This is a genomic window from Spirillospora sp. NPDC048819 (assembly GCF_040650055.1).
GTDB lineage: Bacteria > Actinomycetota > Actinomycetes > Streptosporangiales > Streptosporangiaceae > Spirillospora.
In genome coordinates, this window is record NZ_JBEZGN010000011.1 from 46,132 (window position 1) to 67,401 (window position 21,270).

Genomic DNA, 21,270 nt, shown 5'->3' on the forward strand with positions numbered 1-21,270 from the left:
CACCTGATCCGGCCGCCGGCGGCGGCGCCCACCCGCCCGCCGCCGGCGGCGACCACATGGCGGTGAACCCATGACGACGTTCCTGACCTACACCATCCTCGGCCTGGTCCTGGGATCGGTGTACTCCATCGCGGCCTCGGGGCTCGTGCTGACGTACAACACCTCGGGGATCTTCAACTTCGCCCACGGCGCGCAGGCGATGTTCGGCACGTTCCTGTACTGGCACTTCACCGAGCGGTGGGGCTGGCCGGTGTGGCTCGCGCTGATCATCGTGATCGGGCTCGTCGGCCCCGCGATGGGCGCCGCGCTGCACACCGCGATCATGCGGGGCCTGCGCGGCACCGCCGACGTCACGAAGATCATCGTGACGGTGGCGGTGCTGCTCGGCACCGTCTATCTGGCGCAGTGGGTCTGGAGCCCGGACGAGGCCCACACCGTGGACATGTTCTTCGGCGCGGGCGCGAAGATCACCGTGGGCGGGGTGGTGATCCGGTACCACGAGATCGTCTGCCTGGTCGCCGCCGTGGCGATCGCCGCCGGGCTGCGGGTGCTGTTCACCCGCAGCCGGGTCGGCGTGGTGATGCGCGGCTCGGTCGACGACCCCGACCTGCTGCGGCTGAACGGCCACGACCCGGAGCGGACGGCGATGCTGTCGTGGGCGCTCGGCTCGACCCTCGCCGTCCTCGCCGGGGTCCTGATCGTGCCGATCAGCGGCGGCGGCCTGGACGCGAACATGCTGACCCTGCTGGTGATCGACGCGTTCGCGGCGGCGATGTTCGGCCGGCTGCGCAGCATCCCCCGCACGTTCGCCGGGGCGATGGTGCTCGGCCTGGCCGCCAACTACGTGCTCGCCTACCTGCCGTCGGCGGGCACGTTCACCGGCAACCTGCGCGTCTCGCTGCCGATGATCCTGCTGTTCGTGGTGTTGGTGGTGCTGCCCCAGGACCGGCTGCGCGGCGCCGCGATCCGGACCCGCGAGCGGTACCGGGTCCCGACCGTCCGGGCGGCGGCCGTATGGGGGGCCGTGCTGATCGCGGTCGTGTACCTGTACAGCCTGCTGCTGTCGGACGGCGCCGTCGGCACGTTCGCGCTCGGCATGACGTTCGCGATCATCGCGCTGTCGCTGACCGTGCTGACCGGCTACGCGGGCGAGCTGAACCTCGCGCCGCTGGCGTTCGGGGCGGTCGCGACCGTCGTGGCGTTCCACGCCGGCGTGCAGGGCACCGGCCTCGCGTCGTACATGAGCATCCAGGGCCTGCTGCTGGGAGTGGCGGTGGCGGCGCTCGTCGGCGGGCTCGTCGCGCTGCCGGCGCTGCGGCTGCGCGGCCTGTACCTGGCGCTCGCGACGATGGCGTTCGGCGAGTTCCTGTCCAACATGGTGCTCCGCGACAGCGCCGAGCACGAGCTGTTCGGGTTCACGTTCGCGCTGTTCCCGGACGGCTCGCTCGTCGTCCCGCCGCTGAAGGTCGGCCCCCTCGACCTGCGGGACGGGACCGCGTTCCTGATGACCGCGACCGTCCTGTTCGCGCTGATCGCGGTCGGGCTCGCGGCCCTGCGGGGCAGCGGGTACGGGCGGCGGCTCGCGGCGATGAAGGACAGCCCGGCGGCGACGGCGATGCTCGGGCAGAACCTCGTCCGGCTGAAGCTGAGCGTCTTCATGATCTCCGCGGCGATCGCGGGGCTCGGCGGCGTCCTGATGTCGTCCGCGACCGGCACCGTCGCGGAGGAGAACTTCTCCTTCATCGGCAGCCTGTCGCTGCTGATGCTGGTCGTGGTGGCGGGCATCGGGTACATCAGCGGCGCCCTGTTCGGCGGGCTGATGGCGGGCGTCGGCGCGACCGTCCTGGTGGCGACGTTCGGCGACCTCGCGCTGGAGAACGAGGGCATGGCCACCGTCTACGACGCGCTCGGCCACCTCGTCCTGGTCGGGACGGCGCTGGTCGGGATGGGCGTCGGGAGGAACCCGAGCGGCTTCGTCCATGACGTCATCGAGGGCTACCGTTCGATGCGCCGCGCCAGGCCCGTCCTGTACGGGGCGGGTGCGTTCGGCGCGGTCCTGTACGTCCTCGCGCTGACCGGCGTGATCGGGACCTGGACGTTCGCGCTCATCGCCCTGTGCGCGGTGATGCTCCTCCCCGTCTTCGGGCGCATGTACCTGGACGAGGGGCGGCGCGACCGCCCGACCCCGCTGGAGCTGATCGGCGTGGACGAGCCCTACACCGATGAGCTGCGGGCACGGCTCGACCGCGAACTCGGCCTGCCGGCCCTGGAGAAGGGAGGGGCCCGTGCCTGAGAACAACCTGCCTGAAGACAAGATCCTGCTTGAAACCCGGGGGATCACCGTCCGGTTCGGCGGCAACACGGCGGTGGACAACGTCGGGGTCACGATGGCCGAAGGGCAGATCACCGGGCTGATCGGCCCGAACGGCGCCGGCAAGACCACGATGTTCAACACCATCACCGGCTTGCAGAAGCCCGCGTCCGGCCAGGTGCTCCTGGACGGGAACGACATCACCGGCCTGTCCCCGGCCAAGCGCGCGCGGCGCGGCATGGCGCGCACGTTCCAGCGGCTGGAGCTGTTCCTGTCGCTGTCGGTACGCGACAACGTGCGCGTCGCCGGCGACATCCTGCGCAGCACCGGCCGCAAACGCTTCGACCTGAACGCGGAGACCGAGAAGGTTCTCGAACGCACCGGCCTCACCGACATCGCCGACCGCGATGTGTCCGACATCCCCATCGGACGAGCCCGCGTCGTGGAGGTGGCGCGCGCGCTGATGACCTCACCGCGCGTCCTCCTGCTGGACGAGCCCGCGTCCGGCCAGACCGAAAGCGAGACGGAGGCGTTCGCCGAGATGCTCACCGGCCTCGCCGGCGAGGGCCTCGCGATCTGCCTCGTCGAACACGACCTGCCGCTCGTCATGAAGCTGTGCTCCACCATCCACGTCCTCGACTACGGCGCGCTCATCGCGTCCGGCACCCCACCGGAGATCAGGGAATCGCCGGAGGTCATCGCCGCCTACATCGGCACAGAGGAGGCCAGTCATGGCTGAGACCGTCCCGAAACCGCGTCCGGCCGCCGATCACACCGCCGCCGAGGACGCCGTGCCGCTGCTGGAACTGGCCGGCGTCCGCGCGGGCTACGGCGCGATCGAGGTGCTGCACGGCGTCGACCTGGCGCTGCGGCCGGGCTCGCTGCTGGCGCTGCTCGGCCCGAACGGCGGCGGCAAGTCGACGACGATGCGGGTGTGCGCGGGCCTGCACCCGGTGTCCGGCGGCGAGCTGCGGTTCGCGGGACGCAAGGTGAACGGCGTCTCGGCGCAGGACGCGGCACGACTCGGCGTGTGCTCCATCCCAGAGGGCCGCGGGATCTTCCCCAACCTGACGGTGCGGGAGAACCTGTGGGCCGCCACCGGGACCGGCGCCCGGCTGGAGGACATGGAGGAGAAGGCGTACGCCCGCTTCCCGATCCTCGGGGAGCGCCGCCACCAGCTCGCCGGATCGCTGTCGGGCGGCGAGCAGCAGATGCTCGCGCTGTCGCGGGCCCTCGGCACCGATCCGGTGGTGCTGCTGCTCGACGAGCTGTCCATGGGCCTCGCGCCCATGATCGTCACCCGGATGTACGAGACGGTCGCCGAGCTGGTCGCGGGCGGCCTGTCGGTGCTGGTCGCGGAGCAGTTCGCCCGCGCCGTCCTGCCGATCGCCGACACCGCCGCGCTGATGCTGCACGGGCGCGTGGTGGCGGCCGGCCCGCCCGGCGAGATCGAAGACCGGCTGTCCAGCGACTACCTGGGAGGTTGACCCCTAATGCTCACCGAGGAACGGCGCCAGCGGTTCAAGGACGACGTGGCGCGGCAGAAGCTCAAGACCGATCAGTCCCGCTTCGACGGCGTGTTCCGCATCGTCGGCGCCGTGGCGATGGTCGCCGGCGTCGTCGGCGTCTTCATCGCCTACAACGTCTCGCTGACCAAGGACGACATGCGGGACGTCGGCTCGCTGCAGACCCTCGCGGTCGGGTTCCTGGCGGTGACCGTCCTCGGCGCCGCCCTGTACCTGGCCGCCGCGGTCACCCGCGTTTTGCGCCTGTGGCTGCTGCGCCAGCTGGTGGAGCAGGAGGCCCAGGCGGACCGGATAGCCGAGGCGCTGCGCAAGGACGCCTAAGGCCTGGCGCTTCCGGTCAGCGGGATGTGCGGAGTGCCAGAACATCCCGCTGATCAGCGTCCAGCCTGGATGGAGGGCTGCTCATGCGGCGCCGCCGCAGGAGTGAGGTCAGGCGGTCGGGGTGGTCAGGCGGTCTCGGCGCGGAGCAGGCGGAGGAACGCCTTGATTCCGGCTATGACCTCCCGATTGTCGGTCAGCTGCGCCACCGTGTCCTCGAACTGCCGTCCCAGCGCGTCCAGCCGGCGGTCCAGTTCTCTCGCGCTCCGTGCGGTCGTGACCGAAAGGTCGGCGAGCCGCTCTTCCGTGGCGAGGTCGGCCGAATGGAGCTGCTCGGTGGTGGCCCGCAGGTTCTGCGCCCGCATCTCCAGGAAATTGACGCGTTCCTTCAGGGCGAGGATGTCGTCGCGTGGGAAACGCACTTCCCGCCGCATCGCGTCGAGCCGCCGGCGCAGGTGGGCGAACCAGGCCCCGGCCGGCCGGAACGACGTGCTGGCCAGGTAGAAGGCGGCGAAGTAGTACCCGATCTCCGCGCCCGAGAAGTAGGTGATCGCGGCGATGAGAACGGCTGACAGCACGTGCGCGCCGATGGCCGCGAGCTTCATCCGGGCGGCGATCCGGCCGGCCTCCTCCCGGCTTTCGGAGGGCAGGGGAAGGTGCAGGCCCCTTTCCTTTGCGGCCCGGATCTCCTCTTGGAGGCCGCGCGCCTGGAAATAGAGGTTCCACGGAACGGTGAGCAGCAGGACCAGCCATCCCAGGCACAATGCGCCGGCTCCAACGGAGAGCGCCGTGGAGAGGGGGACGTCCTTGACGAAGAGCAGGATGATCGCCGCCACGAGGGCGACCAATACGGCCAGCGGCAAAAAGTTCTTGGACATGGGCCCATGGTCGCCGCATCGGGAGCGCCGGTCATGAGCGCAGGTACTCAATTCGCGCGGGCATCTCGCCCGCGGCGCGCGGGGCGGCAGCGGTCGCCGCAGGACGCCGGGCGGCGCGCGCCTCTGGGGTGAAGTTCCCAGTCAGCGGGATGTGCGGAGTGCCCGGACAGGCCGCTGATTAACGTCTAGTCCTGATGGAGGACTCTTAATGAACGACCCGAAGCCCGACGTGTTCGCCCCCGGCAAGCTGGGGCCCGTCACGCTGCGGAACCGCGTCATCAAGGCGGCGACGTACGAGGGGCTGACCAAGGACGGCCAGGTCACCGACGCGCTGATCGACTTCCATGTCCGGCACGCGCGCGGCGGCGCCGCGATGACGACCGTCGCGTACTGCGCGGTCGCGCCGGAGGGCCGCACCGACCGCAGGCAGATCCACTGGCGGGACGAGGCGATGCCCGGCCTCCGCAAACTGACCGACGCCGTGCACGCCGAGGGGGCGGCCGCCCAGGCGCAGATCGGGCACGCAGGCCCGGTCGCCAACCCCAAGAGCAACAAGCTGCCCGCGCTCGCGCCCAGCCGCCACTTCCACCTGACCACGCAGACCGTCGCCAAGGCCGCCACCCACGCGGACCTGGCGCGCATCATCGAGGCGCACGCTCAGGCGGGCCGGAAGGCGATCGAGGCCGGGTTCGACTCCATCGAGATCCACATGGGGCACAACTACCTGACGAGCGCGTTCCTCAGCCCGAAGATCAACCACCGCGGGGACGAGTACGGCGGGTCGCTGGAGAACCGGGCCCGGCTGGCGCGCGACATCGGCCGCGCCGTCCGCGACGCCGTCGGCGACCGCCTTGCGATCACCGCGAAGCTGAACATGGACGACGGCGTGCCCGGCGGCTTCTGGGTGGACGAGGCCATCCAGGTCGCGCGGTGGCTGGAGGCCGACGGCTCGGTCGACGCCCTCCAGATGACCGCCGGCAGCTCCCTGCTCAACCCCATGTACCTGTTCAAGGGCGACGCGCCGCTGCGCGAGTTCGCCTCCGTCATGAAGCAGCCGACCAAGCTCGGGATCAAGCTCGTCGGCAAGCACTTCCTGAAGAGCTACCCCTACGAGGACCTCTACCTGCTCAGGGACGCCCGGCAGATCCGCGCCGCGGTGAAGCTGCCGATGATCCTGCTCGGCGGCGTCACCGACAAGGCCGGCATGGACACCGCCATGGCGGAGGGCTTCGAGTTCGTCGCGATGGCCCGCGCCCTGCTGCGCGAGCCCGACCTGATCAACCGGATCAAGGACGAGCCCGCGACCCGGTCGCTGTGCATCCACTGCAACAAGTGCATGACCGCGATCTACGGCGGCACCCACTGCGTCCTGTCCACCGAACCGGCCTGGGGGAGCACGGGTGCGTGACGAGACGATCGCCGGTCTGCTGCTCGCGCGGCTGAACGACGACCGTCCCGGCCTGCGCAGCCGCGAGCGGACCTGGACGTGGGACGAGGTCGTCCGGGAGAGTGCCGCCCGCGCGTCCCTGGCGCGAGAGCTGCGCCGGGACGGGCCGTTCCACATCGGCGTGCTGCTGGACAACGTCCCGGAGTACGTCCTGTGGCTGGGGGCGGCGGCGCTGAGCGGCGCGACGATCGTCGGTGTCAACCCGACCCGGACCGGCGCCTCCCTGGAGCAGGAGGTCCGGCACACCGACCTGCAGCTCCTCGTCACCGACCGGGCCGGGCTGGAACTGCTGGACGGGCTCGACATCGGCGTCCCGCGCGACCGTTTCCTCCTGATCGACGAAGACGGATACGCGGCACGGGTCGCAGCCCGCGCGTGCGAGCCGAAACCCGACGAGTCGGTCACCCCGAAGACGCAGATGCTTCTGCTGTTCACGTCCGGGACGACCGGGAAGTCGAAGGCGGCGCGCTGCTCGCAGGGACGGCTCGCCGAGCTGGGCCGCAACAACAGCGCCAAGTACGACGTGAAACGCGAGGACGTCTGCTACTGCCCGATGCCGCTGTTCCACGGCAACGCGCTGATGGCGCTGTGGGCTCCGGCGCTCGCCGCCGGCGCGACCGTCGTGCTCGCGCCGAAGTTCTCCGCGTCCGGGTTCCTGCCGGACGTGCGGTTCTACGGCGCGACGTTCTTCACCTACGTCGGCAAGGCGATCGGCTACGTCCTCGCGACGCCCGAGCGGCCGGACGACGGCGACAACACGCTGACGCACGGCTTCGGGACGGAGGCGTCCCCCGAGGACAAGGCCGAGTTCCTGCGCCGCTTCGGCGCCAAGCTCGTCGAGGGCTACGGCTCCAGCGAGAGCGCCGGCATGATCAAGCGGGATCCGGACACGCCGCCGACCGCGTTGGGGCGCCCCGCCCACGACGGTGTCCGGATCGTCCACCCGGAGACCCGCGAGACCTGCGCCCCCGCGATCCTGGACGGGCACGGCCGCGTCACCAACGCCGAAGCCGCCGTCGGCGAGATCGTCGACGTGCACGGCGCCGCGAAGTTCGAGGGCTACTACGACAACCCCGGCGCGGACGCTGAGCGGGTCAGGCACGGCTGGTACTGGACGGGCGACCTCGGCTACGTCGACGGCGACGGGTTCCTGTACTTCGGCGGGCGGTCCGGCGACTGGATCCGGGTCGACTCGGAGAACATCTCCGCGCTGCTCACCCAGAACGTCGTCCGCCGCCACCCGAAGATCGTCGACGCGGTCGCGTTCGGCGTCCCGGACCCGCGCTCCGGCGACCAGGTGATGGCGGCCATCGAGATCCCCGCGGGCGTCGAGTTCGACGACCTCGGCTTCCCGGAGTTCCTCGCCGCCCAGGACGATCTCGGCACCAAGGGCGCGCCGCGCTTCGTGCGCGTCTCGCACGCGCTGCCGACGACCGGTTCGGGCAAGCTGAGGAAGAAGGAGATGCAGCTCGAAGGCTGGCGGACCAGCGACCCCGTGTACCGATGGGCGGGCCGGGACGGGCCCGAGTACGTCCTGATGACCGAGGCGGACCGGGCGGCGCTCCGCGAGGCGTTCGCCGCCGCCGGCCGCCGGCGTTTCCTCCCGTGACCTAGGAAGGGCATGTATGGATCTGCGTGAGTCCGACGCGCATCGCAGGCTGCGCGCGGAACTGAGGACGTACTTCGCGGGCCTGCTGCCCGAGGACGTGCGGCGCCGCGCCGGCGAGCAGGGCGTGGGCGGCGACCGGTTCCGCGAGATCGTCAAGATGCTCGGCAACGACGGCTGGCTCGGCTACGGCTGGCCCGAGGAGTACGGCGGCCAGGGCAGGTCGATCGCCGAGCAGTACGTGTTCTTCGACGAGGTGCAGCGCGCCGGGCTGCCGTTCCCGTTCGTCACCGTCAACACGGTCGGCCCGACGCTGATGCGCTTCGGCACGGACGAGCAGAAGAAGCGGTTCCTTCCGGGCATCCTGTCCGGCGACATCGTGTTCGCGATCGGCTACACCGAACCCGACGCCGGAACCGACCTCGCGTCGCTGCGGACGAAAGCCGTCCGGGACGGCGACGCGTTCGTCATCGACGGCAGCAAGGTCTTCACCAGCGGCGCCAACACCGCCGACCACGTCTGGCTCGCCGCCCGCACGAACCCGGACGCGCCGAAGCACAAGGGCATCTCGATCCTGATCGTCCCGACCGACGCCGACGGGTTCTCCTGGAGCCCGATCCAGACCGTCGGCGGGATGGTCGTGACGACGACGTACTACAACGGCGTCCGGGTGCCCGCGTCCGCGGTCGTCGGGGACGTCGACGGCGGCTGGGGCCTGATCACCACCCAGCTCAACCACGAGCGCATCGGGCTCGCCGCGCTCGGCGGCCGGATGATCCGGCTGTGGGAGGACGTGCGGGACTGGGCCCGCGACAACGGCGTCATCGACCTGCCGTGGGTGCGCGCCGACCTCGCCCGCACCCACGCCAGGCTGGAGGCGATGCGGCTGATGAACTGGAAGATGACCATGGCCGTCGACGCGGGGACGCTGACCGGCGCGCAGGCCGGGGCCACGAAGTCCTACGGGACGGAGACGCACATCGACGTGCAGCGCACGCTGACCGGCATCCTCGGCGCGGCGGGACGGATCCGTCCCGAGTCGCCCGGCGCGGTGCTGTACGGGCAGATCGAGCAGCTGTCGCGGCAGGGCATCGTGAACACGTTCGGCGGCGGCGTCAACGAGGTCCTGCGCGACATGGTCGCCGTCCAGGGGCTGGGGCTGCCGAGGTCGAGGCGATCATGAGCGACGCACCCACGGACGACTACGAGGCCAGGCTGCGGGCGTGGGCCGGACGGGAACTCCTCGAACGCCGTCCCGGACCGGACCCGGTGAACGTCCCCATGATCCGCCACTGGGTCGAGGCGATGGCGGACGACAACCCGATCTACCTGGACGACGACGCCGCCAGGGCGAACGGGCGCGACGGTGTCGTGGCGCCCGCGTCGATGATCCAGGCGTGGGTGATGCGCGGGTACGCCGCGTCCGTCCGCGCGGACGAGGACCCCGCCGGCCCCGACGAGCTGACCGCGCTGCTCGCCGAGGGCGGGTACACCTCCGTCGTCGCCACCGACTCGGAGCTGGAGTTCCACCGCGAGCTGGTGCCGGGCGACCACGTCAGCGTCGAGGAGACCGTCGAGTCGATCTCCCCGGAGAAGCAGACGGCGCTCGGCGCGGGACGCTTCGTCAGCACGGTCAAGACGTACCGGGACGCGTCCGGCGAGATCGTCGCCACGCAGAAGTGGCGGCTGCTCCGCTTCCGTCCCGCCGGGAAGCCCGCGCCGAAGGCGCTGCGGCCGAGGCCCGCGATCAACCCCGACAACGCGTTCTGGTTCGACGCGGCCCGCGAGCACCGGCTCGTCATCCAGCGCTGCGCCGACTGCAAGTCGCTGCGGCACCCGCCCGGCCCGTGCTGCCCGCAGTGCGGCTCGTTCGACTGGGACACCGTCGAGGCGCAGGGCGAGGGCCACGTCCACAGCTACGTGGTCAACCACCACCCGCGCCACCCGGCGTTCGAGTATCCGCTGGTCGTCGCGCTGATCGAGCTGACCGAGGGCACCCGGCTGATCACGAACATGACCGGGGTCGCGCCCGAGGACGTCGAGGTCGGCATGCCCGTCGTCCTCGACTGGATCGACCCGGACCCCGACCTGTCGCTGCCGGCGTTCCGCCCGGCCGCCGCGAAGGAGCGCTGATGGACTTCACACTGGGCGAGGAGCTGGAGGCCGTCAGGGACCTGGCCCGGCAGATCTTCGCCGACCGGGCGACCCAGGCGCGGATCAAGGCCGCGGAGGAGTCCGAGCGCGGCTTCGACGAGGGCCTGTGGACGGAGCTGGGCGAGACGGGCCTGCTCGGCGTCGCGCTCCCGGAGGACGCCGGCGGGGCCGGGCTCGGCGCCGCCGGGCTGGCCGTCCTGCTGGAGGAGCAGGGCCGCACCGTCGCGCCCGTCCCGATCTGGCCGTCCGTCGTCGCCGCCTTGACGATCGCCGAGCACGGGTCGCCCGCGCAGCGGGACGTCCTGGACGGCTCGGCGCGGCTGACCGTCGCGCTGGAGGAGTTCGGGACGGCCGACCCCGCCGCGCCGCGCTGCACCGCCGTCCGCGACGGGGACGGCTGGCTGCTGACCGGCACGAAGGCCGTCGTCCCGACACCGTCCGGGACGAGCCACGTCCTGGTGGCGGCCTCCTCCCCGGACGGCCCCGGCCTGTTCCTGGTGGAGACCTCCGCGGCCGGGACGTCGTGGGAACGCACCGAAACCACCACCCGCGACAAGGCCGGACACCTCACCCTCGACGGCGCCCCCGCCCAGCCCCTCGGCGACGGGGCCCTGGCGGCCGCGCTCCGGCTCGCCCGCGTCTCCCTGGCGGCCGTCCAGATCGGCGTGGCCGAAGGCGCGCTCCGCCTGGCCGCCGACCACCTCACCGGACGCGAGCAGTTCGGCCGGCCGCTCGCCACGTTCCAGGCCGTGCAGCACCAGCTCGCCGACTGCTACATCGAGATCGACGCGCTCCGCGTCTGCCTCTGGCACGCGATCTCCCTGATCGCCGCAGGGGAGGACGCCGAGACCGCCGTCCTGGTCGCCAAATGGTGGTCGGACCAGGGCGGGCTGAACGTCGTCCACCGCGTCCAGCACCTGCACGGCGGCATCGGCGTGGACGTCGACTATCCGGTGCACCGGCACTTCCTGTGGGGCAAGCAGATCTCCGGGACGCTCGGCGGCGCCTCCTTCGACCTCGAACTCCTCGGAGCGGCCCTGTGAGCGACCACGAGGTGAAGCACTACGACGACGTGGCGGTGGGGGAGGAACTCCCCGAGCTGAGCATCCCGCTCACCCGCACGATGATCGTCGCGACCGCCCTCGCCAGCCGCGACTACCAGGACGTCCACCACGACCCGTCGCTCGCCGTCGAGCGCGGCTCCAAGGACGTCTTCATGAACATCCTGACGACCAACGGGCTCGTCGACCGGTACGTCACCGGCTGGGCCGGGCCCGCCGCCGTGGTGAAGGCGATCAGGATCCGGCTCGGTGCGCCCAACTACCCGGGCGACACGATGGTCCTCACCGGCACCGTCTCCGCCAAGCACGACGACCGCCGTGTCGAGATCTCGGTGCGCGGCGTCAACGCCCTCGGCCCCCACGTCACCGGCACGGTCGTCGTCCAACTGCAGGGAAGGGACTCATGAGCGTGCTCCCCGGGGCGGCCGCGATCGCGGGGATCGGCGCCACCGAGTTCTCCAAGGAGTCCGGCCGCAGCGAACTGCGGCTGGCCTGCGAGGCGGTCCTCGCCGCCGTCACCGACGCCGGCCTGGAACCGTCCGACGTGGACGGCATGGTGACGTTCACCGCCGACACCAGCTCCGAGATCCACATCGCCCGCAACCTCGGCATCGGCGAGCTGAAGTTCTTCTCCCGCATCGGCCACGGCGGCGGCGCCGCCTGCGCCACCGTCCAGCAGGCCGCGATGGCCGTCGCGACCGGCGTCGCCGACGTCGTCGTCTGCTACCGCGCGTTCAACGAGCGCTCCGGCGTCCGCTACGGCCTCGGCCAGGCGGACCGCCCCGTCGACGTCAGCGCCGACCGCGCCGCCTACTCGTGGATGACGCCGTTCGGCCTGGCCACCCCCGCCCAGTGGGTCGCCATGTTCGCCCGCCGGTACATGCACGAGTACGGCGCCACGAGCGAGGACTTCGGCCGCGTCGCCGTCGTCGACCGGGCGCACGCCGCGAAGAACCCCGCCGCGTGGTTCTACGGCCGCCCCATCACCCTGGAGGACCACCAGGCGTCCCGCTGGATCGCCGAACCGCTCCGCCTTCTGGACTGCTGCCAGGAGAGCGACGGCGGCCAGGCCCTCGTCGTCGTCTCCGCCGAACGGGCCCGCGACCTCCCGCACCACCCGGCGCTCATCTGGGGCGCCGCGCAGGGGTCCGGCAACGACCAGCACATGATGACGAGCTACTACCGCTCCGAGATCTCCGGCATCCCGGAAATGGGCCTGGTGGGACGGCAGCTCTACACGCAGTCCCGCCTCACCCCCGCCGACGTCCAGGCCGCGATCCTCTACGACCACTTCACGCCGCTCGTCCTGCCGCAGCTCGAAGAACTCGGCTTCTGCGCCAAGGGCGAGGCCAAGGACTTCGTCGCGGACGGCAACCTCGAACTCGGCGGACGTCTCCCGTTCAACACCCACGGCGGCCAGCTGGGCGAGGCGTACATCCACGGCATGAACGGCATCGCGGAAGGCGTCCGCCTCGTGCGGGGCACCTCGGTGAACCAGCCGGGCGACGTCCACAACGTCCTCGTCACCGCGGGTACGGGCGTCCCGACCAGCGGCCTGATCCTCGGCGCGGACGCGTGATCGAATAGCGCGGCCGAGATCTCGCTGTCGGTGCGACGCCGTGGGCGGTGCCGTTCATCGCCCGGCTCGCCGCCCACTCCGGGACGCGCCGGCGCGGGACGCTGGTGTCCCTGCTCGGTGCGATCGCCGCCACCGACGACGCCGCCCCGCAGGTCATCGCGGACGTGGGCGCGGCCCTGGCCGGCGAGACCCGGCTGCTGCTGCCGCTGCTGGACGATCCGGACGCCGGGATCCGGCACCACGCCACCTACGTGCTCGGCCACCTTCCTCGCGACCGCGCGGCCCAGGTGGTGCCCGCGCTGCGGGCGCGGCGGAGACGGGAGAGGTCGCCGCGCGTGCTGGCGGGCCTGCTGGCCGCCGCCGGCCGCCTCGACCCGCCGGGCAGCGCCGCATGACTGGCCGATGAGGTGGCGGGACGGTCGTCCGCCGTCCGTGCCGGCGCGTTGTGGGCGATCGCCGCCAACGGGCTCCCATGGTCGGACGCGGCTTCGGCCGCGGTCATCGAATGCTGGATGAAAGGTGAGCCGCTCAAGGGCTGGGTCTGGGCGGACGACCCGTTCGGCGACATCGCCGCCCGGATCGACGGTGCGTCGTTCTCGGCCCTGGCCCGCACGCTGTTCGACCAGGGCACCGCCGATTCCGCGCGGACGGCCATCGACGCCGCCTACGAGCGGTGCGTGCGGTCACGCTCGGCCCGCGCCGAGTCGGCGCCGCTGCTCGCAGCGGGCATCCGGCATCCCGACATCGGCGTTCGCCTCACCGCGGCCACCGCGATCCGTGATGTGGCCGAGGCCGCCGCGGAGGCCGTCGAATCCCTGGCGCAACAGGTCGCCGACCCACCGCCCGCCGCGTTCGAGGACGTCGGCTCACTTGAGGCGCGGGTGTTCGGCGCGGCTCTGGAGGCGCTGATCGCGCTCGGCGATCCCCGCTGGCGCAGACCGTTCATGACCGCGCTCGTCGCGGGCGGGATCACCGCGGACGCCCTGAACCTGCTCATCGACACCGGCGTGACCGCCGACCCGGAGCTGCTGGCCGCGGTGCGGCGGCGGCTGGCGGCGCTGCCTCCCGAAGGGCCCGCGGAGTCCGGCGGGTACGACGCGTACCTCGGCAGGATGCAGTGGCACAACGAGGTGAACGGGCTGACGCGGCTGCTGCACCTGTGGGGGCCGGTCGCGGCGGGCGCGGTGCCCGAACTCGTCCCGCTCGTCCTGCACGACCGCGGGTGGACGGTTCGGGCGCTCGCCGCGATCGGTCCCGCGGCGTCGGCGGCGGTGCCCGCGCTGACCCTGGTCCGCGACGACCCGGAGGCCCCCTGGGGGCGGCGCCTCGACTGCGCGCGGGCGCTCGCCGCGATCACCGGGGACACCGGACAGGTGAGCGCCCGCATCGCCGAAGCCGCAGCCTGCGGCGAGCCTCTGCCAGCGGCGCGAACGGCGGTCGAGCACGAACTGCCCATCGATAATCTCCTTCCCGCACTGCGCGACGTCGCGGCCACGTCCGGCGGGGACGACCCGTCCGCGATCCGGCGAGGCCGCGCCGCTCGTGGACGCCGTCCGGCGGCGGCTCGCACACCTGGGAGCCGGGCCGTGGATCGTCGAGCCGCTGCGGGACCTGGGCGCGGACGCCGCCCCGCTGCTGCCCGAGCTTCACGAACTGGCCAACGGCGATGCCGCGATACGGGGCGGCGGCTTCTACGGTCAGCAGGTCCGCCAGGACGAGGAGGAACGCCGCCGGCTCCTCGCCACCCTGCCCGGCCTCGCGACCTAGAAAGAGAAACCGCCCCCGCCGCGGTGGACGGGGGCGGTGTCGTGCCGTCCGGACTCGTCCGGTGCCCGATCAGTACTTGATCAGTACAGGCCCCACAGCTCGTAGCTGGCCCACGGCGCGGAGCTGCCCTTGCAGTCGTAGGCCTGCCAGCCGGAGGACATCCCGGCCTTGCCCGCCGCGGCGCAGCTGGAGTACCAGTAGAAGGTCTGGCCGGTGTTGTGCCACGACGCGGCGAGCGCCGGGGTGGCGGTCGCGCCGACGGTCAGTGCGGAGCCCGCGACCACGGCGGCGAGGGCGGCTTTCCTGATCCTCACGGATCCTCCCTGATTACTCGGAGTGGTCGTACGACTGCAGTGTGTGCTCGGAAGGTCTGCGGCCGGTATCCGGGAAATCACGTACGTTCCGGCGCGGCCAGCCCGGCTTCCCGTCGAAATCAATCTAGGCATTGACAAGATGGCCCTGTGGCGGTGAAACTTGTCAGTGACAAGTTCGAAGGGGGATCGACATGGCACCATTGATGTTCTTGATCGGAGGCACGCTGGCCGGGCTGGTGGCGGGCCGGGCGGGCGTCCGGAGGCTGCGGCCGTGGCCGGTGCCGCTGCGCGGCGGGCTCGCCCTGATGTTCACGGTGACGGGGATCGCGCACTTCGTCGGCATGCGCCAGGAACTGATCGACATGGTTCCGCCCGCGCTGCCCGCACCGGAGTTCCTGGTGAACGTGACCGGCGTGCTGGAGCTCGCCGGCGCGGCGGGACTCCTGTGGGGGCGGACCGCGCCGTGGGCCGCGGGCGGCCTCAGCCTGATGCTGGTCGGGATGTTCCCGGCGAACGTGCACCTGGCCCTCAACGGAACGGACCTTCCGTGGGACGACCGCCTGGTCCCCAGGACCGTGATGCAGGTGATCTTCCTGGCCGCGGCGCTGGCCGTGGTCGCGCACCACGCGCGGGAGGCCCGCCGCCCGGAGCCCGGGAACGCCCGGCCGGCGGACCGGCGGCTGAAGGTGTGAGCCGCCTCCTGCCGGGCGCGGACCTCGTCCGTGCCCGGCAGCTCAGGTGTTCGGAGGCGCGATTCTTCCGGTGCGGGCGGGGTTCAGCGAGTTTTCATCCGCCGGGACGGGCTCGTCGCCCGCGCTGTCGTGGCAGGCCAGAGGGGGTCGGGACGGGGCTGGACGGCAGCTTCCGACCAAAGGCGGGGTCGCGGCTGAGCAATGCGTGACATTTATTGGGATTTGTCCCAAATGTCACCGTCGCAGTGCCGCCGTTCCCGCCCCGCTCAGAGCGCCCCCCGCCCTGGCAGGGAACGGCCGCAGAAGGGCTCCCCCCGATGCGACGACCGTTCCTGCTCCTGCTACCCGCGGTGCTGGCCGCGGCGCTGATCGGCGTTCCCGCCGCGCCGGCGTCCGCGACCCCGCCCAACATCCCGTCCGCCTCCACCGCCGCGTACCGGCTGGCCGCGCTCACCGTCGCCGCCGAGTCGCACGCCGGCAGCTACGACCGCGACCTGTTCCCGCACTGGATCACGATCTCCGGGTCGTGCAACACCCGCGAGACCGTCCTCAAGCGGGACGGCCGGAACGTCGCCACCAACTCCTCCTGCTACCCGACCTCCGGCTCCTGGTACTCGCCCTACGACGGCGCCACCTGGTACGCGGCGTCCGACGTGGACATCGACCACGTGGTGCCCCTCGCCGAGGCGTGGGCGTCGGGCGCCTGGGCCTGGTCGACGTCCCGCCGCCAGACCTACGCCAACGACCTCGGCGGCCCCGAGCTGTGGGCCGTCACCGACAACGTCAACCAGGCCAAGGGGCACAAGGACCCCGCCGAATGGCAGCCGCCGCGTTCCGCGTTCCGCTGCACCTACGCCCGCGCCTGGATCCAGGTGAAGTGGTACTACGACCTCACCGTCGACGGCGCCGAGAAGAGCGCCCTGTCGGCGATGCTCGGCACCTGCTGACCGCAGGCGCCGCCGCCCCCGGCCATGCGGACGGGGCGGCGGCGCCCGCCGGGCCCTCAGCCGGCGGCGCAGCGGAAGCCGGTGTTGCCGGAGGAGCTGTCGGGGGAGTTGTTCGTGCGGGCGGCCACGCGGTAGCGGTTGCAGTAGGAGTCGTGGCACAGGTAGGAGCCGCCGCGCAGGGCTCTGCCGTCGTCCCAGGAGTCGGCGCACCATTCCCAGACGTTCCCGGCCATGTTGTGCAGGCCGTAGCCGTTCGGTGGGAAGGCGGTGACCGGGGCGGTGCCCTTGTAGCCGTCCTCGGCGGTGTTGCGGGTGGGGAAACGGCCCTGCCAGATGTTGCACATGTGCCGGCCGTCCGGGGTGAGGTCGTCGCCCCACGGGAAGCGTCTGCCCACCAGGCCGCCGCGGGCGGCGTACTCCCATTCGGTTTCGGTGGGGAGGCGGACGCCGGCCCAGCGGCAGAACGCGGTGGCGTCGTTCCAGGAGACGTGGACGACGGGGTGGTCGGCGCGGCCGTCCAGCGAGGAGCCCGGCCCTTCGGGCCGCCGCCAGGACGCTTCGCGGACGGCGCACCACCACGGGGCGCGTTCGGTCCGCGGGGAGACGCGGCGGAGCGAGGCCGGGAGGAAGCCCGCGAAGACGTGCGACCAGCCGAAACGTTCGGCGTCGGTGCGGTGTCCGGTGGCGTCGGCGAACGCGGCGAATTCGGCGTTGGTCACGGTGTACGGGGAAATGGCGAACGGCGCCACGGAGACCTCACGGACCGGGCCTTCGCCGTCGCCGGGATTCGCGTCGCGGTCCTCACCGCCCATCAGGAACGGGCCGCCCGGGAGATGGATCAGGGTGGTCACAGGTCGCTCAGGTCGTCGGCGATGTCGTGCAGGGTTTCGCGGCTGATGACGCCCACGGCCATTCCGGCGATTTCGAGGAGGGAGAACGGCATCGCCTCCGGCAGCAGCGGGCTGTCCATGAGGGCCCCGAGATGTTTCCGCAGGACGGCCTCGGCGGCCGGTTCGGCGACGAGGAGGTGCGTCGGCGTCGTCACGGACAGGCGGGACGCGGGGAACTCCGCGGCGGTCAGCGGCGGTTTTCCGGACGCCCGCACCTGGTCCCATTGCTTCTCGACCAGGAGATGCGCGGCGGTCACCGGCCCGGAGGGCGGCAGGCCGAGACGTTCGTACTGTTCGGCGGGCGCGTGTTCGGCGCGCATCAGGTCGACCATGAGCGTGACCATGCGCAATTCGAGTTCATCGTCGATGAGGGGTGAACGCTGTTCCGGGTCGTTCTCCAGGTCGTACAGGAGCGTGCCGAAGGAGTAGGGGTCGGTGTAGGAGAAACCGGGGAGCCGCAGCGGTGCGACGCCCTTCGTGAACGGGAACGGGTCGGCCATTGTCGCGTCCCGCAGCGTCTCCACCGGCATGCGGCCCCGCATGTGGGTGGGCATGAGGGTGTACTCGGCGAGCGGCCGGTTCCCCGGCTCCGCGCACGCGCGCATGTAGACGTGGCGGCCGTCGGTGACGCTGACATGGCCGCCGAAACAGCCGAACAGGCCCGCCTTCCGGACGGGGGAGTCCCGCGCGACGGTCTCGCGCAGCGGGACGCCCCGCATGTCGGGGGTGCGGTCGACGCCGAAGAACTCCAGGAGGGTGGGCCCGAAGTCGATCGTCTGGACGAGGCCGGCCCGCCGCTCGCCCGCGACCCGGCTGCGCGGATCCCAGATGAACAGCGGGGTGTGGATCGTCTCGTCCCAGAACGGCGGCGCGTTCTTGCCCCACCAGTCGTGCTCGCCCAGCAGGAGCCCGTGGTCGGTGCAAACGATGAGGAGCGTGTCGTCCCACAGGTCGAGTTCGTCCATCGTGTCGAGGACGCGTCCGAGGGACCGGTCGCACATGGACAGCAGCGCCATGTACTGGTTCCTCAGATGCGCGACCTGCTCGGGCGTCTCGGTGACCTGTTTGTAGTCGGGCCAGTCGAAGTGCGGGCCGTCGTAGTCGTCCGGGTAGAGCTTCCTGTAGTCGTCGTAGGTGAAGAACGGCTCGTGCGGGTCGAACGTCTCGATCTGGACGAACCAGTTGTCCTCGGCATGGTTGGTCTTGATGAAATGCAGGCCCGCGTCGAACGTGCCCGTCTGCGGATGGTCCGCCTCCTCCTTCATGTAAAGGCGGTTCACCCAGTCCTGGCGGCGCAGCGGGTTCGCCGAATGCGGGACGGAGTCGGGCACGGCGGGGTCGGCGACATGTCCCTTCCACTCGTCGCCCTCCTGCCCCCGGAAGAACTCGAAGGTGTTGAAGCGCGGATGGTAGGTCGAGCCGCCGTCCAGCCAGTAATGCTGGTGGTCGGTGGCCAGGTGCGTGTAGACGCCGTTCTCCTTGAGGATTTCCGGCACCGAGTCGTCGAACGGCTCCAGCGGCCCCCAGCCGCGATGCAGGAAGTTGTACCTGCCGGTGTGCATTTCGCGGCGCGCCGGCATGCACGGCATGCTGCCGCCGTAGCAGTTGTCGAACGTGGCCGTCCGCTCGGCGAGCCGGGTGAAGTTGGGGGCGTGCACGCCCGATGCCCCGTACGGCGGCAGGAACCGCCGGTTGAGGGTGTCGAACATGACCATGACGGCTTTCACCGCACACTCCTGATCCGGTAGACGGAGACGGAACCGAGCAGCATGATGACGGCGGCCGTGGCGTACAGGACCCGGTAACCGCCGACGAAGGTGAGCACGAGCCAGGCGACGCCGAACGCCAGCGGGACGTTCTGCGCCGCGTTGATGACGCCGAGGTCGCGGGCGCGGCTGCGCTGGTCCGGCAGCACGTCGGTGACCAGGGCCTGGTCGACGGACAGGAACGCGCCGTAGCCCGCGCCGAGCAGCACCGCCCCCGCCATCGCCGCCGGCCAGGCGGGCGCGATCGCGAGCAGCGCCGCCGCGCCGGCCTGCAGCGCCCCCGCGACGGCGATCAGGTCGCGGCGGCGTCCCAGCAGGTCCGACGCCTTGCCGCCGAGCCAGCCGGTCGTGGCGCAGCACACCAGGTAGATCAGCGTGAGGATGAGCAGCGACGTCTCCGGGTCGGGCCGGTGCAGGACGTCGGTGAGGAAGTACAGCAGGTACGTCGTCCCCGCCAGGTTCCCCGCGTTGATCAGAACCCGGGACGTCAGCGCCCAGTAGTAGTCGGGGTCCTTCCGGGGACGCGGGAACGGCACCCGCTCCCCGGGCCGGGGCGCCCCGACCGGGTCCGCGACCACGTCTGCGGGCATGTCCATGGGCGCGTCCGTAGAAGGGGCCATCGGCCGTTCGGCGGGCCGGGATCGTGTCCGGGCGAGGAAGAACGGCAGCGGCGACGCGGCGGCCAGCACCGCGATGAGCGCCCAGCTCCACGGAATGGACGTGACGACCATCGTTACCAGGATCATGCCGACGACGAGGGCGATCACCTGCGGGACGCCCATCGCGGCGGACGCGGCGCCCCGCCGGTGCGGCGGCACCCGGTCGGCGATCACGGCGCTGAGCGAGGCCAGCACCGCCGACGCCCCCACCGACACGACCACCATCAGGCCCGCCACGACCGGCCAGCTCGTCTGCGCGCCGATCATCGCGTACGGGACGGCGGCGAGCAGGAAACCGCCGAGCGCCCAGACGCGGCGGCGGCCGAACCTGGTCCGGCTCCGGTCGCAGAGCATCCCGGCGACCGGCACGCAGACCACCACGACCAGCGAGTTCTGGACCATCAGGTAGGACAGCACGCCCACCTTGTCGTCCGGTGCGATGTGCCCGATGAGGTGGGGCGTCATGAACTGCGGCGGCAGGAGGATGACGAGCCAGTAGCCGAACCAGGCGGCCCCGTATCCGAGCAGCCAGTTCCGCCCCACCCCGCCGTCGTCGCGGATGCCGGGAGGCCCGGCGACCTTCACCTCGTCCATCGGACCTCGGCTTCGCGGCGACGGGGCGTGGCGGTCATCGATCACCTCGGGGCGGGCGGCGGTTCATGGGGCTTCGTGAGTGATATCACCGATCCGGCCAAAAGTGAACAAGGCTCATGTTATTCGCCCGCGCCGGTGTCCTCCGAGGGGCCGGCCACCTCCGCGAAATAGGCGCGCAGGAGGCGGGCGCCGAGGGCGATCACGGCCGGGTCCCCGTCCTCGCGCGAGCGGTGGGCGAGCCGCAGCAGGCCGTCCGAGGAGGTGATGGCGACGAGCAGGACGCGCTCGTGGTCGGGCAGCGGCGGGAGCCCGGCCTTCTCGGTCCCGAGCTCGTACATGCGCGCCGCCATCTGCGCGTCGATCCGGTGCACGAGGTCGGTGTCGATGGCGCCGGTGTCGCGGAAGTCGGCCACGAAGAAGCCGGGGACGGTCCGGCGCAGCGCGAGGCTCTCCTCGTAGACCAGGACGGCCGCGTCCGCCCAGCTCCGCATCGGCTCGCGGGTCAGCCGTTCGTGGACGCGCGCGACCAGGATCGACAGGTTGCGCATCGCCAGCTCGTACAGCAGGCCGGACTTGCCGTCGAAGAACTGGTAGAGCGTGCCGATCGGGACGTTCGCCCGCCGGGCGACGTCCCGGGTGGTCAGCGCCTCGTGCCCGGTCTCGGCGAGCAGTTCGGCGCACGCGTCGAGCAGCCGCTCGACGCGCTCGACGCTGCGCCGCTGGGTCGGCCTGCGCCGCACCCCGTCCGGAGTCCCCATCCC

Annotated in this window: 21 protein-coding genes; 15 read left to right on the forward strand and 6 right to left on the reverse strand. The window is 71.7% G+C overall.

Features of this window, described 5'->3' with window-relative positions; all coding sequences use genetic code 11:
- Positions 1-70 precede the first annotated feature (70 nt).
- From AB0C35_RS17340 to AB0C35_RS17355, 4 genes are read left to right on the forward strand one after another with little or no spacing between them, the layout of a single operon-like run.
- Entirely contained in the window at positions 71-2,293 is a 2,223-nt protein-coding gene (locus tag AB0C35_RS17340; protein WP_358456426.1) for an ABC transporter permease, read from the forward strand.
- A complete protein-coding gene (locus AB0C35_RS17345) occupies positions 2,286-3,050 on the forward strand; it encodes an ABC transporter ATP-binding protein (RefSeq protein WP_358456428.1) in 765 nt (254 codons plus the stop codon). Before AB0C35_RS17340 ends, AB0C35_RS17345 begins: the two co-directional genes overlap by 8 nt.
- Positions 3,043-3,798 (forward strand): ABC transporter ATP-binding protein, encoded by a 756-nt coding sequence (locus AB0C35_RS17350; protein ID WP_358456430.1) that lies wholly within the window; start codon positions 3,043-3,045, stop codon positions 3,796-3,798. Before AB0C35_RS17345 ends, AB0C35_RS17350 begins: the two co-directional genes overlap by 8 nt.
- A 6-nt stretch (positions 3,799-3,804) precedes the next feature.
- Positions 3,805-4,158, forward strand: coding sequence for a hypothetical protein (locus tag AB0C35_RS17355; RefSeq protein ID WP_358456433.1), 354 nt, complete (start codon positions 3,805-3,807; stop codon positions 4,156-4,158).
- Between the two features lie 125 nt (positions 4,159-4,283).
- On the opposite strand, the gene AB0C35_RS17360 is transcribed toward AB0C35_RS17355, so the two are convergent.
- The gene (locus AB0C35_RS17360) at positions 4,284-5,033 is read right to left on the reverse strand and encodes a hypothetical protein (RefSeq protein WP_358456435.1); all 750 of its coding nucleotides are present in this window, start codon (positions 5,031-5,033) and stop codon (positions 4,284-4,286) included.
- Between the two features lie 208 nt (positions 5,034-5,241).
- Here AB0C35_RS17360 and AB0C35_RS17365 point away from each other — a divergent pair, with 208 nt between their 5' ends.
- The 9 genes from AB0C35_RS17365 to AB0C35_RS17405 all read left to right on the forward strand — a co-directional run bounded on the left by AB0C35_RS17365 (position 5,242) and on the right by AB0C35_RS17405 (position 14,727).
- The gene (locus tag AB0C35_RS17365) at positions 5,242-6,441 is read left to right on the forward strand and encodes an NADH:flavin oxidoreductase (RefSeq protein WP_358456438.1); all 1,200 of its coding nucleotides are present in this window, start codon (positions 5,242-5,244) and stop codon (positions 6,439-6,441) included.
- Positions 6,434-8,089, forward strand: coding sequence for an AMP-binding protein (locus AB0C35_RS17370; protein WP_358456440.1), 1,656 nt, complete (start codon positions 6,434-6,436; stop codon positions 8,087-8,089). The genes AB0C35_RS17365 and AB0C35_RS17370 overlap by 8 nt, the downstream gene beginning before the upstream one ends.
- Before the next feature lie 16 nt (positions 8,090-8,105).
- Positions 8,106-9,269, forward strand: coding sequence for an acyl-CoA dehydrogenase family protein (locus AB0C35_RS17375; RefSeq protein ID WP_358456443.1), 1,164 nt, complete (start codon positions 8,106-8,108; stop codon positions 9,267-9,269).
- Positions 9,266-10,219, forward strand: a complete 954-nt coding sequence (locus AB0C35_RS17380; RefSeq protein WP_358456446.1) for a MaoC family dehydratase N-terminal domain-containing protein — start codon at positions 9,266-9,268, stop codon at positions 10,217-10,219. The genes AB0C35_RS17375 and AB0C35_RS17380 overlap by 4 nt, the downstream gene beginning before the upstream one ends.
- Complete coding sequence (locus AB0C35_RS17385) at positions 10,219-11,283, forward strand: acyl-CoA dehydrogenase family protein (RefSeq protein WP_358456449.1); 1,065 nt, start codon at positions 10,219-10,221, stop codon at positions 11,281-11,283. The genes AB0C35_RS17380 and AB0C35_RS17385 overlap by 1 nt, the downstream gene beginning before the upstream one ends.
- Positions 11,280-11,708 carry a MaoC family dehydratase gene (locus AB0C35_RS17390; RefSeq protein ID WP_358456452.1) on the forward strand — a complete coding sequence of 143 codons (429 nt, stop codon included), beginning with the start codon at positions 11,280-11,282 and terminating at the stop codon, positions 11,706-11,708. The genes AB0C35_RS17385 and AB0C35_RS17390 overlap by 4 nt, the downstream gene beginning before the upstream one ends.
- Positions 11,705-12,880 carry a lipid-transfer protein gene (locus AB0C35_RS17395; RefSeq protein WP_358456454.1) on the forward strand — a complete coding sequence of 392 codons (1,176 nt, stop codon included), beginning with the start codon at positions 11,705-11,707 and terminating at the stop codon, positions 12,878-12,880. Before AB0C35_RS17390 ends, AB0C35_RS17395 begins: the two co-directional genes overlap by 4 nt.
- Positions 12,881-12,927: 47 nt before the next feature.
- Positions 12,928-13,275, forward strand: a complete 348-nt coding sequence (locus AB0C35_RS17400; protein WP_358456456.1) for a hypothetical protein — start codon at positions 12,928-12,930, stop codon at positions 13,273-13,275.
- Positions 13,276-13,392: 117 nt separating this feature from the next.
- Positions 13,393-14,727: a hypothetical protein gene (locus AB0C35_RS17405; protein WP_358456459.1), complete on the forward strand. Its 1,335-nt coding sequence runs from the start codon at positions 13,393-13,395 to the stop codon at positions 14,725-14,727.
- Here AB0C35_RS17405 and AB0C35_RS17410 read toward each other — a convergent pair whose 3' ends face one another.
- Entirely contained in the window at positions 14,728-14,961 is a 234-nt protein-coding gene (locus tag AB0C35_RS17410; RefSeq protein ID WP_358456462.1) for a hypothetical protein, read from the reverse strand.
- Between the two features lie 191 nt (positions 14,962-15,152).
- Between AB0C35_RS17410 and AB0C35_RS17415 the strand changes: the two genes are divergently transcribed.
- Positions 15,153-15,653: a DoxX family protein gene (locus AB0C35_RS17415; protein WP_358456465.1), complete on the forward strand. Its 501-nt coding sequence runs from the start codon at positions 15,153-15,155 to the stop codon at positions 15,651-15,653.
- A gap of 317 nt (positions 15,654-15,970) precedes the next feature.
- Positions 15,971-16,600 (forward strand): HNH endonuclease family protein, encoded by a 630-nt coding sequence (locus tag AB0C35_RS17420; RefSeq protein WP_358456468.1) that lies wholly within the window; start codon positions 15,971-15,973, stop codon positions 16,598-16,600.
- A 56-nt stretch (positions 16,601-16,656) separates the two neighbouring features.
- Here the strand turns inward: AB0C35_RS17420 and AB0C35_RS17425 are convergent, their stop codons facing one another.
- The 4 genes from AB0C35_RS17425 to AB0C35_RS17440 all read right to left on the reverse strand — a co-directional run bounded on the left by AB0C35_RS17425 (position 16,657) and on the right by AB0C35_RS17440 (position 21,267).
- Positions 16,657-17,451 carry a formylglycine-generating enzyme family protein gene (locus AB0C35_RS17425; protein WP_358456471.1) on the reverse strand — a complete coding sequence of 265 codons (795 nt, stop codon included), beginning with the start codon at positions 17,449-17,451 and terminating at the stop codon, positions 16,657-16,659.
- Positions 17,448-19,217, reverse strand: a complete 1,770-nt coding sequence (locus AB0C35_RS17430; protein WP_358456474.1) for a sulfatase — start codon at positions 19,215-19,217, stop codon at positions 17,448-17,450. Before AB0C35_RS17430 ends, AB0C35_RS17425 begins: the two co-directional genes overlap by 4 nt.
- Positions 19,214-20,509: an MFS transporter gene (locus AB0C35_RS17435; RefSeq protein WP_358456477.1), complete on the reverse strand. Its 1,296-nt coding sequence runs from the start codon at positions 20,507-20,509 to the stop codon at positions 19,214-19,216. The genes AB0C35_RS17430 and AB0C35_RS17435 overlap by 4 nt, the downstream gene beginning before the upstream one ends.
- 119 nt (positions 20,510-20,628) lie before the next feature.
- Positions 20,629-21,267 carry a TetR/AcrR family transcriptional regulator gene (locus tag AB0C35_RS17440; RefSeq protein ID WP_358456480.1) on the reverse strand — a complete coding sequence of 213 codons (639 nt, stop codon included), beginning with the start codon at positions 21,265-21,267 and terminating at the stop codon, positions 20,629-20,631.
- Between the last annotated feature and the right edge of the window lie 3 nt (positions 21,268-21,270).